This window comes from Mesorhizobium sp. WSM4823, from assembly GCF_055811195.1.
In genome coordinates, this window is record NZ_JBVVQL010000013.1 from 42869 (window position 1) to 58052 (window position 15184).

A 15184-nucleotide genomic window follows, 5' to 3' on the forward strand; every position below is an offset into this window, starting at 1 on the left:
GTCTAAGCCCATTATAGAGGCCCAGTGCGCCGGCTGATGCCGGTGCTGATGTGGTGGATTTGAAGTTCCTGCTCCTTTCGTGGCACCAGCGTTCAGGAACTTCAAATCCACCACATCACAAATGTATAAATTGCCAGTGTGGCTAGCCACACTGGGAAAGGTCGGCATTTTGAAAACGGTTTTCGTCTTGAACGGTCCCAACCTCAACGCGCTCGGCAAGCGCGAGCCGGGCATCTATGGCGGCAAGACGCTTGCCGCGATCGCCGACGATTGCAAACAGGCAGGCGCGACACTTGGGCTCGAGATCGATTTCCGTCAGTCGAACCATGAGGGCGACCTCGTCGACTGGATCCAGGAAGCCGCCGACAAGGCTGTCGGCATCGTCATCAATCCAGGCGCCTACAGCCACACCTCGATCGCAATTTACGATGCCATCCGCTCCATTGCGCCATTGCCCGTCGTCGAAGTTCATCTCTCCAACATCCATGCACGGGAATCATTTCGCCACGTCTCCATGGTCTCGCCGGTCGCCGTCGGCGTGATCTGCGGGTTCGGGCCGCTCGGCTACACGCTGGCGCTGCAGGCGCTGGCCGCACGCCTATGACCGGCCAACAAACAGAAGGCTCGAAAATGTCGATAAAGAAGAACGGTGTTGACCAGCAGCTTATTCGCGATCTGGCGGGCATTCTGAACGACACCAACCTCACCGAGATCGAGGTCGAGCTGGGCGACTTGAAGGTGCGCGTGTCGCGACAGGCGCCGGCCGTCCATGCAGTCGCCGCACCGCAGCCCGCCTATGCACCGCCGGCAGCGCAGCCGGCGGCCGCAACCGCTCCGGCAGCGGCCGAGATATCCAAGAACGCGGTCGCCTCGCCCATGGTCGGCACCGCCTATCTGGCGCCGTCGCCCGACGCCAAGGCGTTCATCGAGGTCGGCCAGCAGGTCAAGGAAGGCCAGACGCTGCTGATCATTGAAGCGATGAAGACGATGAACCAGATCCCCTCGCCCCGCGCCGGCACGGTGACGGCGATCCTGTTCGAGGATGCGCAGCCGGTCGAATATGGCATGCCGCTCGTCGTGATCGAATAGAGCCGGGAACAGCCGAAACATGTTCCAGAAAATCCTCATCGCCAATCGCGGCGAAATCGCACTGAGGGTGCTGCGCGCCTGCAAGGAGCTCGGCATCCAGACCGTAGTGGTGCATTCGACCGCCGATGCCGATGCCATGCATGTCCGGCTCGCCGACGAGAGCGTCTGCATCGGGCCGCCGCCGTCGCGCGACAGCTATCTCAACATCCACCAGATCGTCGCAGCCTGCGAGATCACCGGCGCCGACGCTGTGCATCCAGGCTACGGCTTCCTGTCGGAGAATGCCAAATTCGCCGATATCCTCGCCGCCCACAACATCACCTTCATCGGCCCGTCCGGCGACCACATCCGCATCATGGGCGACAAGATCGAGGCCAAGCGCACCGCAAAGCGTCTTGGCATTCCGGTGGTGCCCGGCTCCGACGGCGCGGTCACCGAGGAAAAGGAAGCCAGACGCATCGCCGCCGAGATCGGCTATCCCGTGATCATCAAGGCGTCGGCCGGCGGCGGCGGACGCGGCATGAAGGTGGCGCGCAGCGAAGCCGATCTTGAAGTCGCGCTGCAGACAGCGCGCTCGGAAGCCGGGGCCGCTTTTGGCGACGACGCCGTCTACATCGAGAAATATCTCGAAAAGCCGCGCCACATCGAGGTGCAGGTGTTCGGCGACGGCGCCGGCCGCGGCGTGCATTTCGGCGAACGCGACTGTTCGCTGCAGCGCCGTCACCAGAAGGTCTGGGAAGAAGCGCCCTCGCCGGCGCTCAATGCCGAGGAGCGTGCGCATATCGGCGGCGTCTGCGCCAAGGCGATCGCCGATCTCGGCTACTCCGGCGCCGGCACCATCGAATTCCTCTACGAGAACGGCGAATTCTACTTCATCGAGATGAACACGCGCCTGCAGGTCGAGCATCCGGTGACGGAGGCGATCACCGGCATCGACCTCGTGCATGAGCAGATCCGCGTCGCCTCGGGCGGCGGGCTTTCGGTGCGCCAGGAAGATATCCGCTTTCAGGGCCACGCCATCGAATGCCGCATCAATGCCGAGGATCCGCGTACCTTCACCCCGTCACCCGGCACGATCACCCATTTCCACACGCCGGGCGGCCTCGGCATCCGCGTCGATTCCGGCGTCTATTCCGGCTACAAGATCCCGCCTTATTACGACAGCCTGATCGGCAAGCTGATCGTGCATGGCCGCAACCGGGTCGAATGCATGATGCGGCTGCGGCGGGCGCTTGACGAATTCGTCGTCGACGGCATCAAGACGACGCTGCCGCTGTTCCGTGATCTCGTCGGCAATGCCGATATCGCCAATGGCGAGTATGACATCCACTGGCTGGAAAAATATCTGGCCAAAGAGGATTAGGTCGCGAACTTATAGATTATGATGCCGCGATGACCCGTCCTTACGCGCCAGGCTATCGCATCCCGACCGACCTGTTGCTCAAGGCCTACGCCTCGGGCGTCTTTCCGATGGCCGAAAGTGCCACCGATCCCGAAGTGTTCTGGGTGCGGCCGGAGACGCGCGGCATCATCCCGCTCGATGGTTTTCACACACCAAGGAGCCTGAGCAAGGCGATCAGGAAAAAGCAGTTCGACATCCGTTTCGATTTCGACTTCGAGGCGACCATCGATGGCTGCGCCGAGAGGCGCGAAGAACGCCGGTCGACCTGGATCAATGCACCGATCCGCGAGGCCTATGTCGAGCTTCATCGGATGGGTCATTGCCATTCGGTCGAAGCCTGGCGCGAGGACCGGCTGGTCGGCGGCCTCTATGGCGTGTCGCTCGGCCGGGTGTTCTTCGGCGAAAGCATGTTCGCCAGGGAAACCGACGCGTCGAAGATCTGCCTTGTGCATCTGGTCGAGCGCCTGAAGGAACGCCACTTTGCGCTGCTCGACACGCAGTTCACCACTGACCACCTCAAACGCTTCGGGGCGGTCGACGTCCCCAGGGGCAAGTACGAGAAGATGCTGGCTGACGCGCTGAAGGGCGAAGCGGTCTTCTTTCCCTGACGACCCGTCTTTCCCTGACGACCGTCCAGTCAGTCTTTTGCCGCAACTTCCAGCGGCGTCTGTGCATGGAACATCATCTTCCAGCCATTGACGCGATGGACATAGCCGGTGCTGACCAGCGCCGCATAAGGCTCGCCATTCTCGCGAGTGGCGTGGGCCTCATAGGTCAGCATGACAATGTCGCTGCCCGGCTCGATGATGCCCTTGAGGTCGATGTCGAGATCGCGCCAGCGGTTCGGGTCCGTCGCGGTTTCGGCCAGATCGGCGTTGCTCATCGCCTGCGCCATCTGTGGGAACGCCACCAGGCATTCGGTGTCGGCATTGGCTTTGAAATAGGCTGCGTCGCCGGTCCAGAACCCTTTTTCGAGTTCGAGAAGTTCGCCTTTGTTGGCCATCATCGGAACGTCCTCCGCACGTGCCCTAACGCGCGGCTGGCAGGGCAGTTCCGAAAGGACGCAGCGCTCTAATTGGTTTTGGCGGCGTCGGGTGCCGGCACGTCCGACTTCTGCTTGCAGCCCTTCAGCCAGACGTCGTAGACGGCGTGCTCGACGGCATTGAGGCCGGGACTTTCGGCAAACATCCAGCCGGTGAAGATGCGGCGGATCTTGCGATCCAGCGTGATTTCGTCGACTTCGACGAAGGAATCGGTCTTCGGCTCTTCGGTTTGCGGCCGCGAATAGCAGATGCGCGGCGTTACCTGCAAAGCACCGAACTGCACCGTCTCGTCGATATAGACATCGAAGGTGATGATGCGGCCGGTGATCTTGTCGATGCCGGCAAATTCGGCGACGGGATTGGTGATGCGTTCTGGTGCCGCCGGCGTCGCCGGCGCCACGGTCGCATCCGGTTCCACTGTCGCATCCGGGTCCACTGGCGCCTCCGGCTCCATCGGCGCCCCCGGTTCCATTGGCGGCTCCAGTTCCATCGGTGCCCCCGGTTCCACTGGCGCCTCCAGCGTCTGTGCGGCGGCGATGGCGCAAGCGACAAAAGCGGCGACCACCGTCAGTCCGCCCATCGAAATTCGGCTGAAAATGCTCATGCAAGGATCCGGTGGTTTGCGCCCGGGGTGATTCTGTCGCGCCCAAGGCTAGTCGCTGCTGTCAGATCGACAAGCAGCTAAACGCCAATTGTGGCGATAAAGGACCGAACCGCGCCTGGCGAGCAGTTACGACCCCGGCGTCCAGGCGTCGTAATCGCCGGTCACCTGCGGGCGGTGCTGATTGCTGAGTATGGAGCCCTTGGGGCGATAGGCCGCGGCACTTCCGGTGAGGTTCGGCTGATGCGGCTTCTGCCAGTCGCGTGGCTTGTAGGTGTCGCTCGGCGGCGCGGCATCGACGCGGTGATGCATCCAGCCATGCCAGCCGGGCGGAATCATCGAGGCTTCCGAATAGTCGCGATAGATGACCCAGCGGCGGGTGCGGCCTTCGGAATCGACGCCGCCCTCGTAATAGACGTTGCCAGCCTCGTCCTGCCCGACTTCCTTGCCATGCCGCCAGGTATGGAAGCGCGTTCCCAGCGTCTGGCTGTTCCACCATGTGAAAAACTGCAGAAGGAAAGTCTTCATCCAAATCCTCGTGACAAGCTCTCGCGGCGGCGACACCTGTTTCCTGCTTATGGCGTCAGGCCCGCGCCAAGGCAAGAGTTTTGCCGCACCAGCCGCTCAAATGGTTGTCAGAACCCGATGCAGGCCTTTGCGCTGCCGAGGGTGCCTTGCCAAGACTGCCTCGTCTTTCTAAAGCTCTGCGCGTCCTATGCAGGTACCAGCCTGATTGACGGTTGAGGGAGGTAAAGATGGCCCCGGACGCATCCGACCCTGAGCTGCGGATCAGTGCCAGCTCCATCCGCCTGCGCAAGGGCGGCGTGCCGGTCGTCTGCCTCACCGCCTATACCTACCCCGTCGCTCGCCTGCTCGATGATCATGTCGACCTGCTTCTGGTCGGCGACAGCGTCGCCATGGTTCTCCACGGCCACGAGACGACGCTGGGCGCCTCGCTGGAGATGATGATCGCCCATGGCCAAGCCGTAATGCGCGGTTCCGCCAAGGCCTGCGTGGTGGTCGACATGCCCGCCGGAAGCTATGAGGATTCGGCTGCGCAGGCCATCGCTTCGGCTCGGCGGATCGTCGGAGAAACCGGTTGCCAGGCCATCAAGCTGGAAGGCGGCGTCACAGTTGCCCGGCAGATCGCGACGATCGTCGCTGCCGGCATTCCGGTCATGGGACATATCGGCTTGCAGCCGCAATCGGTGGAAAGCGATGGCGGGTACAGGATCAAGGGTCGGACGCAGGAGAATGTGGCGGCGCTTTATCGCGACGCCGAAGCGGTCGAGAAGGCCGGCGCGTTTTCGGTGGTCATCGAGGGCACCGTCGAGACCGTCGCCGCCGACCTCACCCGGCACATTTCCATTCCAGCCATCGGCATCGGCGCCAGCGGCAACTGCGACGGCCAGATTCTGGTCATCGACGACATGGTCGGCCTGACCGTCGACCGCGTGCCGAAATTCGTCAAGCAATATGCCGACCTGCGCAGTGTCATATCCCGGGCGGCAGCCAGCTATGCAGCGGAGGTGCGAAGCCGGACTTTTCCCGGCCCAAACCACGTCTTTTCCGCCGCAGCCGACAAGAACAAAGCATGAGCCGGCCTCGCGTCGTCGACAGCGTCGCCGCCCTTCGCGGGCAAATCCGCGACTGGCGCCGCGATGGCCTCAGCGTTGCCATGGTGCCGACCATGGGTGCGTTGCATGACGGCCATATCTCGCTGGTGGAGATCGCGCTGGCAAAGGCCGATCGCTGCGTTGTCTCGATCTTCATCAACCCGACGCAGTTCGCGCCGAGCGAAGACCTCGACAAATATCCGCGCCAGCTCGCCCGCGACCTCGACCGACTGGGCGAGGCCGGCGCACAGCTCGCCTTCACCCCTGATGTCGCGGAGATGTATCCGGCCGGCTTCGCCACAAAGATTTCGGTTGGCGGACCAGCCGCTGGGCTGGAATCGGATTTCCGGCCGACCTTCTTCGACGGCGTCGCGACGGTCGTGGCAAAGCTCTTCCTGCAGGCGTCGCCCGACTGCGCGGTCTTCGGTGAAAAGGACTACCAGCAGCTTTGCGTTGTCAGGCAGCTCTGCCGTGACCTCGATTTGCCGGTGGAAATCGTCGGCGCGCCAACGGTACGCGACGCGCATGGCCTCGCCATGTCGTCACGCAACGCCTATCTCGGCGAATCCGAGCTCGAGGTGGCGCGCCAGCTCAACCTCATTTTGCGCCGGGCAGCAGTGGCACTTGTGGAAGGCAGCGACGAAGGCAGCGCAACCGCCGAGGCCAGCCACGCGCTTGTCGAGGCCGGTTTCGACAAAGTCGACTATGTCGCGGCGCGCGAGAATCTGACCCTCGCCCCGTGGCGGCCAAACCGCGACGGCCGCCTGCTCGCAGCCGCTTGGCTGGGCAAGACTCGGCTGATCGACAATGTGGAAGTTCCCCCACCTAAAGCGCGACGCGACTAAGGGATTCGCGGCCTCATTTCCAAAATCTGCAGCACCAGGCCGGCTTCGTTACAATTCGGCCAAAATCATGGTGCGGTCCTGCGCGCTCCAGGAGCGCTGCATCAGCTCGGCTGGAATGACAATGATTTCTGGCGCGGATCCTCAATCTTGATACCGGCACATGTCGAGCGGCTGCTCCCCTATCTGTTCCTGCTTGCATTGATCTGCATTGCGGTCGCCTTCCGGCCGCTCCTGCCTGTCGATGAAACACGATATCTCGGCGTCACCTGGGAGATGTATCTGAGCGGGCGGATCTTCGTTCCGACGATGAATTTCGCGCCCTATCTGCAAAAGCCGCCGCTGCTGTTCTGGCTTATCGATCTGGCCTGGAACATTTTCGGCGCAAGCCGGATTGCGGCGATGCTCGTTATCTTCGTTTCGTCGTCGCTCGTCATCTGGCTGACGACGCGGCTGGCAAAAACCCTCTTTCCCGAACGCAACGACATTGTAAGCCGAGTCCCTTGGCTGGTCGCGGGAAGCATCATCTTCGTCGTTTATTCGACACTGATCCTGTTCGACATGCTGCTGACGGTCTTCGTGCTCGCCGCGCTTTTGTCGTTGCTTGCCTTTGCCAGGAGCGGCAACCGCCGGCACGCGGTCCTAGCGGGATTGTTCATCGGACTGGGTGTTTTGACGAAAGGTCCGGTGGTGCTCATCCATGTCGGCGCCCCCATCCTGCTCTATCCGCTCTGGCGCGATCGGCAAGTCGGGCTGGCGACGCCGAAATTCTTCGCCGGGGCGGGTCTGGCAATTCTCGCTGCATTGATCCCAGTGGCGATCTGGTTGGTGCCTGCGACGATCCTGACGAAAGGCGACTTCGTCTACGACCTTGTCTGGAACCAGTCGGCCGGGCGTGTCACCGGCAATCTGCACAACTCCCACGGCCGGCCGTTCTATTTCTATGTCGTGCTGATGCCGATCATGCTTTTACCGTGGATCTTCATACCCGAAACATGGCGGCTGAAGCTGGGCGCCCGCATACGTGGCTTGATCGACACGAGATCGCCGGACCTGCGCGCGTTGCGCCTGCTGTCGTTCTCGTTCGTCGCGGTTTTACTGGTTTTCAGCGCGATATCCGGCAAGCAGCCTCACTATATGGTGCCGGTGTTGCCATTTGTGGCCATCCTGTTCGGGTATTTCATGGCGGAGATCCCACTAATGCGGCTCAGAAACTCGGCCTTCGCCCTGCTTGCCATTTTCGGCGCCGGCCATGCCGTAGCATCAGCGACCGTTTTCAAGCGCGAGGACCTCATGCCGCTGGCCAACTTCATCGACGCGCGAAAGGATGCGGACTGGGCTGTCGCCTTCGATTACCAGGACGAGGTCGGCTTCCTTGCCCGGTTCCAGAAGCCGTTTGAGAGCACCGACAATCCCGAGGAATGGCTTCGCTCCCATCCTGGCGGCTATGTCGTCGACAAATCCAAGGACCCTTTGATGTCGGAGCAAGCTGCTTTCCGTGCTCGCGTGGAACGGGGCTATCTTGTCGTCCTCAAGGGAGGACATTGACGGCGTGGCTACCGCAATCGACCGGCGCTGCCAGTGAAACGCAACCGACTGCGACGTGGGCGGCAGAGAAATCTATCCGATCGTCTTCTCGAAAATCAGCGCCGGCAACCCTGAACCACCACCGCAGTCGGCGGTGGTTCCGGCGGGCAAAAACCCTTTCGAGCGGTAGAAGGCAACGGCCGGAGCGTTTGCCTCTTCCACTTCGACACGCAGCGTTCGCGCCTCCGGAAAGCTGGCTTCGACCTCTTCCAGCAACGCCTGGCCGATGCCTTGCCTCTGGCAGGCCGGATGCACGTACAGCTGGTTCAGCATGACGATTTTCGCATCCGTGGTGGCTGCGGCAAAAGCCATGCCGCCGATCCGCTTGCCGTCGTCCGCGACCAGGAATTCGGAATTCGGCCGCGTCAGCCGCGCCCTGAGCGAGGCGATCGAATGCCATTCATCAGTGATCTCGGTGACTTTGTCAGCACCATAGATGCTGTCATAGGTGGCGTGCCAGGTTTCGACCAGCAACGCGCGGACCGCGGCAAGATCGCGCTCGCCAGCGGTGCGGACGAACATCATTCTATTCGATCCCGAGCTTGGCCTTGACGAGGTCGTTGACCGCCTGCGGGTTAGCCTTGCCGCCTGTCGCCTTCATCACCTGGCCGACGAACCAGCCGGCCATGGTCGGCTTGGCGCGCGCCTGTTCGACCTTGTCCGGATTGGCCGATATCACCTCGTCGACCGCCCTCTCGATGGCGCCGGTGTCCGTGACCTGCTTCATGCCGCGGCTTTCGACCAGCTGGCGCGGATCGCCACCCTCATTCCAGACGATCTCGAACAGGTCCTTGGCGATCTTGCCGGAGATGGTGCCCTCCTTGATCAGGTCGATGACCGCGCCGAGCTGATCGGGCGAAACCGGAGCATTTTCAATACCCTTTCCGGCCTTGTTCAACGCACCGAGCAGATCGTTGATGACCCAATTGGCGGCGAGCTTGCCGTCGCGACCAGCGGCCACCTTCTCGAAATAGTCGGCGACCGCCTTTTCCGAAACCAGGATCGAGGCGTCATAGGTCGACAAGCCAAGCGAGGAGATCAGCCGCGCTTTCTTGGCGTCGGGCAGTTCAGGCAGATCCTTTGCCAGCGCATCGACATAGGCCTGGTCGAATTCCAGCGGCAGAAGGTCGGGATCCGGGAAATAGCGATAATCGTGCGCTTCTTCCTTGGAACGCATCGAGCGCGTCTCGCCCTTGTTGGGGTCGAACAGCCGCGTTTCCTGGTCGATCTTGCCGCCGTCCTCCAGGATGGCGATCTGGCGGCGGGCCTCGTAGTCGATGGCCTGGCCGATGAAGCGGATCGAGTTGACGTTCTTGATCTCGCAGCGCGTGCCGAATTCGCCGCCGGGCCTGCGCACCGAAACGTTGACGTCGGCGCGCAGCGACCCCTCGTCCATATTGCCGTCGCAAGTGCCGAGATAGCGCACGATGGTGCGCAGCTTGGTCACATAGGCCTTGGCCTCGTCGGCGGAGCGCATGTCGGGCTTGGAGACGATCTCCATCAGCGCCACGCCGGAGCGGTTGAGATCGACGTAGGACATGGTCGCATGCTGGTCGTGCATCGACTTGCCGGCGTCCTGCTCCAGATGCAGGCGCTCGATGCCGACCTCGATATCTTCGAATTCGCCCCGCCGGTCCGGGCCGACGGAGACAATCACCTTGCCCTCGCCAACGATCGGCTGCTTGAACTGCGATATCTGATATCCCTGCGGCAGATCGGGATAGAAATAGTTTTTCCGGTCGAAGACCGACTTGTGGTTGATCTCGGCCTTCAGCCCGAGGCCGGTGCGGATCGCCTGCTTGACGCATTCCTCGTTGATCACAGGCAGCATGCCCGGCATCGCCGCATCGACCAGGCTGACATTGGCGTTCGGCGGCGCGCCGAAAGCCGTCGAGGCGCCGGAGAACAGCTTTGCCTCCGAAGTCACCTGCGCGTGGACCTCAAGTCCGATGATGATCTCCCAATCACCGGTGGCGCCTGATATCAGGCGCTTGGCGTCGGGCGTGCGGGTATCGATGAGGGTCATAGCGGCCTGCGATTAGCGACGTGAATTCCACGTTTAAAGTGAAGGTCATTCGCTAGTGCAAACCGTTCCGCGAGACAAGCGCAAAGCCGCGGGCTGTCGGTAGCTAATCAAGTTGTCCGGTTTTGGTAGCACATCACTTGTCCGCTTCAGGTTGCGTCGAAGCGGTTCACGCGGCTTGCCTGATGGGCCAAGTGTCTTGGATTGCGGCGCCATTGGGCATGTATCGTGCAATGCTTCGCGGCGGCGGCATTTTTTGTTTCCCGGGAATATTTCGCGCACTGAACAGCGCGTCCTGCATCTGCTTGCGCAGGGCGGGCGCATCGAAATCGAAAAGAACGAGAAGAAGCGGATCGCTTCCGTCAAATGCCTGACCCGCGATGGCTGGCACTATCCTGGCGTCGATCTCGATCTGTTTCGCAAACTGAAGCGGAAGAGAGCGGTCTCCTCGGCGGGTGGCGGACCTTACCGCATTACCCGACGCGGGCTCGAACTCGTCCGTGCCGAACTCGACAACAGGTGATGGGCAAGTCCGCCGGCCGGTATCGCGGTCGGCGGTTCCTTGCCGACGATCTCAGGCCGTCGCGATGTAGGCCCTGATCTCCGCGGCCTCGCGCTCGACATCCTCAATGCGCCGCTTGACCACGTCGCCAATGGAGACGATGCCGTCGAGCAGGCCGTCCTTTTCCACCGGCAGATGGCGGAAACGGCCGCTGGTCATGATCTCCATGACCTCGTTGACGGTGTGGTTCTCATTGCAGATCTTCACCTTGGGCGTCATTGCCGAACGTACCGCAATGTCCAGTGCGGCGGCTCCTTCCCTGGCGAGGACCCGCACGACGTCGCGCTCGGAAAGAATGCCGACGATCTTGTGATCGCCATTGGTGATGACCAGCGCACCGATCCTGTGCTCGGCCAGGATGCGAATGGCCTCGCTCAGCTTTTCGTTCGGCCCGAGCGTCAACACGTCATGGCCTTTCTGCTCGAGAATTGCCTTAACAGTCATGGCGTCCTCCTCAGTTTTACTTGCCGGTTCCTGCCCTGACCGGCTTTCCTTCTGCGCATGAACCCCGAAAATCAGCCTCGATTGTCGGAAAGGATCATGCGCCGCAAATCAAAGTTCTACAGCGTCCTTGCGCCCAAGAGGACACGCGGCCCTGTGGGAAACATCGTGCGCCGCGATCGATTGCATTTCAAGTGCGGCGTCTCAATGCGCATCGCATGTCGTTGTCCCAAAACCGCTACGCACTTTTGGGCGACATGCTTCAGGCCGTGGACTCTTCCGCCTGCCGCCGCCGATCGAAGGCGCGCAGGCCGAAGAAGCCGGCGACAAAACCGCCAATATGCGCCTCCCAGGCGATCTGGCTGTCGATGCCAGGCGCAAAGGCAACGAGGCCGGTAACGAGATTGATCACCATCCAGATGGCGAGAAAAGTCATGACTCCGCGCGAGCGGAACACTGCCGCCATTGGCATTGGCGCGCCGGCGAAGGCGGCTTTGCCGGACGAGCGGTCGATGCGGAAACCAAAGCGGGCAGCTGCCCCCATCATTCCGGAAATCGCTCCCGATGCGCCGACCAGCGGTGCCTGGCCGAGCGGATGCACGGCCCAGAACAGCACCACCGCCGCCAGCCCCGTCGCCGCGAAGAACAGGCTGAACCGAAGCGCACCGAAGCGGTTTGCCAACGGCGAACCGAACGCCGCCAGCCAGACCATGTTGATGGCAAGGTGAGCAAAGCCGCCATGCAGGAAGGCATAGGTGAAGGGGCTCGAAAACGCATAGAAGTCGAGGTCGAAGCGACCGGAATAGCGGATCGGAATGAAAGCGGTCCGGATCAGCAGGGAGAAATCCTGGTCATCGGTAAGCCAGTAGAACCGGATCAGGTGAACGACGACGCAGAGCCCGATAATCGCCAGAACAATGGGCGGCATGTTGAATACCGGCTCGCGCCGTTCCGGCTCGCGGCCGACTGGCCCGCCCTCGTCCTGTTCGGTTCCCGATGGGCTTTCTGGTTCGCTCATATGGCTAGCACTCGGTCCTGCTTCGACTTGGCGAGCATCTAGGCCATGGCCAACCGAATCACAAAGGGCGAATCGACGCGAGAACGAAATGGGCGCGAATCAAAAAGAAGCCGTCCAAGGTTGCCCTTGAACGGCTGGTCGAGCCCCCGTGCTCCCCAAACTCTTGACTGAAATGCTGCCGATCGCTGCAAAACGACCGTTTCTGGAGTGTTTTTAGCGTGCCACGGGCTTGAGCGAGGTGCAACGTAAACCACTTGTTAACCTTAACGGCCCCGACCCGTGAACAAGTGTTAACGATGCTGGCACGCATCCTGCTCCGCAACGCATGTAGGTCATCGGAGGGCGCCCTTCTGTTCACCGATGGGACATCAGACGACAGATTGCGCGGAGCAGCATAGCATGAACCAGAACGGATCGATCACGCTGTTCCATTATTGGAACCGGCTGCGTGGTGGGCGCCCTGCCCCGAAGCGTTCGGAAATCGAACCAGCCGACATCAAGTCGCTGCTGGCCGACACATTTATCCTGGAAAAGGATACGCGCGGCGAAGCGGTATTCCGGCTTGCCGGCACCAGGCTTTGCGCGGTCTATGGCCGTGAACTCAAAGGCTTTTCCTTCCCGTCGCTGTGGCGCGAGAAGGACCAGCGGCTTGTCTCAAAACTGATCCACGGCGTCCTCGACCAGAAATCCGTGGTGCTCATCACCTATGAAGGTTTCAGCCGCAACGAGCGTTCCGGCAAATTCGAGCTGCTTGCCCTGCCGCTCGACGGCGGCGTCGAAAATCCGCGCTGCCTCGGCGTGATAAGCGCCGCTGAAAAGCCCTTCTGGCTGGGTGCGGATCCAATCGCCGACGCCTTGATCGATTCGATCCGCGTCGTTGATCCGGAGAACGAACCGATGCTCCTGAAGAACCGGCCGGCCATCGACGTTCCCTCGCTTGTCCCGTCGGAACTCGATCCGCCTGAAACGATTTCGGCGCTGGGCCAGGCGCGCCGCATCCGCCATCTGGTCGTGTTCGACGGCGGCCGCGAGGAATAATCCCGAACGCTAAAGTAGCGGCGACCGACTTTCCCCTTTGTTAACCTGACTCGCTATAGTTTTCCGTTGAGGTTCCTTGCATCAACGCGTGGAATGCCAGACGGGGTGTAGGCGTCATGAGGTCAGCGGCGGTCGACACCGCGCCGTCCCAAGCTGAAAGGCGTAACTTTCAGCGCGTCGGCGTGAAGATCTATGGGCGCTTCATGCTGGAGGATCGCACCGAACATCCGTGCCAGGTGGTCGACATGTCACCGGGCGATGTCGCGCTTCGCACCGAACGCATCGGCATGCCGGGCGAGAAAGTCATCGCCTATATCGACCACATCGGCCGCATCGAAGGCGTCGTCACCCGCATCTTGCAGGATGGCTTTGCGATGACCGTCATCGCGTCGGAACGCAAGAAGGACAAGCTTGCCGCGCAGTTGACCTGGCTTGCCAACAAGCACGAGCTCGATCTGCCGGAAGATCGCCGTCATGAGCGCGTGGCGCCGCGCAACCCGACCAGCGTGCTTCAGCTCGCCGATGGGCGCGAGTACCAATGCCGCATCATCGACCTGTCGCTTTCGGGCGCGGCGGTCGAGATCGACGTTAAGCCGGCAATCGGCATTCAGGTCACGCTGGGCACCATGCACGGACAGGTGGTGCGCCATTTCGAGGACGGCGTGGCCATCGAGTTCGCCGTCATCCAGCGGCCCGAAACACTCGATTCCGAATTCAACGCATCCGGAACCTGACAGACGACAGATTGCGCAGTCGAACCGGCCCATTTCCAGGGCAATCGATTTAGACAAATGATGGCGTCCGATCCGTATAAAGGCGATCGATTGTCAATGTCGGCGCCCTCCTCATCTGGCTGCCGCCATCTTCTCCCCGTAAATGGGGAGAAGGACGCCTTCATTGAAAATTTCGCCAATCATCAGCGTTTCTGGGAGAGCGCCAAGGTTGCGACCAGCCCCTTCTCCCCGTTTACGGGGAGAAGATGCCGGCAGGCAGATGAGGGGCAGCGCAAGCCTGAGCGATTGCCCGGCCATTTCAGACGGATTTTTGTCGACCCGACGCGGCTCCGCTGAAACGCGTCAACAATCTTGTACTGAAATGACTCAAATTTTATGTTTATTCTATTGGCGTTTTACTTAATATCTACTTCGAGCTTTTGCGTCGAATAAATCCAATCGTGTCATTGTCTCCTCAAACGGGGAGACTGGACGATGAAGAAGACGAGGGGCAAGCTGTTGCTCTTGGCAATGGCGATGCAGCTTACCGCCTGGGGAACGGCGTACGCAGCGGGACCTGCCTTCATGCACACCGGCAGCCGCACCACACAGCCGGTCGGCCATTACGAATTCTGCCAGAAGCTTCCGCAGGAATGCAATCAGCGCACGCCGAAGCAGGCGCCGGTAGAGCTGACCCGCAAATTGTGGGCGAAGATCGTCAGCATCAACAATTCGGTCAACACCCGGATCATGCCGCGCACCGACATGGAACTGTGGGGCAAGGAAGAAGTCTGGTCCTATCCCAACAGCGGCTTCGGCGACTGCGAGGACTATGCGCTGGAAAAGCGCCGCGCGTTGATGAACATCGGCATACCGGCCGGCGACCTGCTGATGACGGTTGCGCGCCAGCCGAATGGAGACGGCCACGCGGTGCTGACCGTGCGCACCAGCCTCGGAGAGTTCATCCTCGACAATCTAGAGACCAAGGTGCTGTCCTGGACCAACACCGACTACACCTACCTGAAGCGCCAATCGAGCCAGAATTCGGGCGCTTGGGTAACGATCAACGACGGCCGCTCCGACGCGGTCGCCAGCGTCCGCTAAGGACGCGACGCAAAAACCCGGTCGAGTCCCCACCCCTGTCTCTTATACACATATCCGAGCCCACGAGACGTAGAGGAATGGGGGGTGGGGGGGGGTGGGGGGGTA

At 61.4% G+C, this 15184-nt stretch carries 18 protein-coding genes; 11 read left to right on the forward strand and 7 right to left on the reverse strand.

Going from position 1 to position 15184, the window contains the following annotated elements:
• Positions 1–169 precede the first annotated feature (169 nt).
• The 4 genes from aroQ to aat are packed head-to-tail and all read left to right on the forward strand — an operon-like array spanning position 170 to position 3099.
• Positions 170–604, forward strand: coding sequence for a type II 3-dehydroquinate dehydratase (gene aroQ / locus AC0L26_RS25520; RefSeq protein ID WP_473635071.1), 435 nt, complete (start codon positions 170–172; stop codon positions 602–604).
• 26 nt (positions 605–630) lie between these two features.
• Positions 631–1089 carry an acetyl-CoA carboxylase biotin carboxyl carrier protein gene (gene accB / locus AC0L26_RS25525; RefSeq protein WP_354492448.1) on the forward strand — a complete coding sequence of 153 codons (459 nt, stop codon included), beginning with the start codon at positions 631–633 and terminating at the stop codon, positions 1087–1089.
• 19 nt (positions 1090–1108) lie between these two features.
• Positions 1109–2452, forward strand: coding sequence for an acetyl-CoA carboxylase biotin carboxylase subunit (accC, locus tag AC0L26_RS25530; RefSeq protein ID WP_352930518.1), 1344 nt, complete (start codon positions 1109–1111; stop codon positions 2450–2452).
• Positions 2453–2481: 29 nt separating this feature from the next.
• On the forward strand, positions 2482–3099 hold the full coding sequence (gene aat / locus AC0L26_RS25535) for a leucyl/phenylalanyl-tRNA--protein transferase (protein WP_473635072.1): 618 nt from the start codon (positions 2482–2484) through the stop codon (positions 3097–3099).
• 29 nt (positions 3100–3128) lie between these two features.
• Here the strand turns inward: aat and AC0L26_RS25540 are convergent, their stop codons facing one another.
• The 3 genes from AC0L26_RS25540 to AC0L26_RS25550 form a co-directional block, all read right to left on the reverse strand.
• On the reverse strand, positions 3129–3497 hold the full coding sequence (locus AC0L26_RS25540; protein ID WP_095489491.1) for a hypothetical protein: 369 nt from the start codon (positions 3495–3497) through the stop codon (positions 3129–3131).
• Between the two features lie 65 nt (positions 3498–3562).
• Complete coding sequence (locus AC0L26_RS25545; protein ID WP_473635073.1) at positions 3563–4138, reverse strand: DUF2155 domain-containing protein; 576 nt, start codon at positions 4136–4138, stop codon at positions 3563–3565.
• A 126-nt stretch (positions 4139–4264) separates the two neighbouring features.
• Positions 4265–4663 (reverse strand): NADH:ubiquinone oxidoreductase subunit NDUFA12, encoded by a 399-nt coding sequence (locus AC0L26_RS25550; RefSeq protein ID WP_473635074.1) that lies wholly within the window; start codon positions 4661–4663, stop codon positions 4265–4267.
• Between the two features lie 227 nt (positions 4664–4890).
• Between AC0L26_RS25550 and panB the strand changes: the two genes are divergently transcribed.
• From panB to AC0L26_RS25565, 3 genes are all read left to right on the forward strand, one after another.
• Positions 4891–5733 (forward strand): 3-methyl-2-oxobutanoate hydroxymethyltransferase, encoded by an 843-nt coding sequence (gene panB, locus AC0L26_RS25555; protein ID WP_473635075.1) that lies wholly within the window; start codon positions 4891–4893, stop codon positions 5731–5733.
• On the forward strand, positions 5730–6596 hold the full coding sequence (panC, locus tag AC0L26_RS25560; RefSeq protein ID WP_473635076.1) for a pantoate--beta-alanine ligase: 867 nt from the start codon (positions 5730–5732) through the stop codon (positions 6594–6596). The genes panB and panC overlap by 4 nt, the downstream gene beginning before the upstream one ends.
• Positions 6597–6743: 147 nt before the next feature.
• Positions 6744–8141, forward strand: a complete 1398-nt coding sequence (locus tag AC0L26_RS25565; protein WP_473635077.1) for an ArnT family glycosyltransferase — start codon at positions 6744–6746, stop codon at positions 8139–8141.
• A 72-nt stretch (positions 8142–8213) separates the two neighbouring features.
• Here the strand turns inward: AC0L26_RS25565 and AC0L26_RS25570 are convergent, their stop codons facing one another.
• Positions 8214–8702, reverse strand: a complete 489-nt coding sequence (locus AC0L26_RS25570) for a GNAT family N-acetyltransferase (RefSeq protein WP_473635175.1) — start codon at positions 8700–8702, stop codon at positions 8214–8216.
• 4 nt (positions 8703–8706) lie between these two features.
• Positions 8707–10206: an Asp-tRNA(Asn)/Glu-tRNA(Gln) amidotransferase subunit GatB gene (gene gatB / locus AC0L26_RS25575; protein ID WP_473635078.1), complete on the reverse strand. Its 1500-nt coding sequence runs from the start codon at positions 10204–10206 to the stop codon at positions 8707–8709.
• Positions 10207–10459: 253 nt separating this feature from the next.
• Here gatB and AC0L26_RS25580 point away from each other — a divergent pair, with 253 nt between their 5' ends.
• Positions 10460–10726 (forward strand): YjhX family toxin, encoded by a 267-nt coding sequence (locus tag AC0L26_RS25580; protein ID WP_473635079.1) that lies wholly within the window; start codon positions 10460–10462, stop codon positions 10724–10726.
• Between the two features lie 51 nt (positions 10727–10777).
• On the opposite strand, the gene AC0L26_RS25585 is transcribed toward AC0L26_RS25580, so the two are convergent.
• On the reverse strand, positions 10778–11209 hold the full coding sequence (locus AC0L26_RS25585) for a CBS domain-containing protein (RefSeq protein WP_023798170.1): 432 nt from the start codon (positions 11207–11209) through the stop codon (positions 10778–10780).
• Positions 11210–11468: 259 nt separating this feature from the next.
• A complete protein-coding gene (locus tag AC0L26_RS25590) occupies positions 11469–12224 on the reverse strand; it encodes a rhomboid family intramembrane serine protease (RefSeq protein WP_473635080.1) in 756 nt (251 codons plus the stop codon).
• Between the two features lie 399 nt (positions 12225–12623).
• Between AC0L26_RS25590 and AC0L26_RS25595 the strand changes: the two genes are divergently transcribed.
• The 3 genes from AC0L26_RS25595 (at position 12624) to AC0L26_RS25605 (ending at position 15079) form a co-directional block, all read left to right on the forward strand.
• Entirely contained in the window at positions 12624–13262 is a 639-nt protein-coding gene (locus AC0L26_RS25595) for a PAS domain-containing protein (protein ID WP_352930537.1), read from the forward strand.
• Between the two features lie 116 nt (positions 13263–13378).
• Positions 13379–13996, forward strand: coding sequence for a PilZ domain-containing protein (locus tag AC0L26_RS25600; protein ID WP_352930539.1), 618 nt, complete (start codon positions 13379–13381; stop codon positions 13994–13996).
• A 474-nt stretch (positions 13997–14470) separates the two neighbouring features.
• Positions 14471–15079: a transglutaminase-like cysteine peptidase gene (locus AC0L26_RS25605; protein ID WP_354492462.1), complete on the forward strand. Its 609-nt coding sequence runs from the start codon at positions 14471–14473 to the stop codon at positions 15077–15079.
• Positions 15080–15184 lie beyond the last annotated feature (105 nt).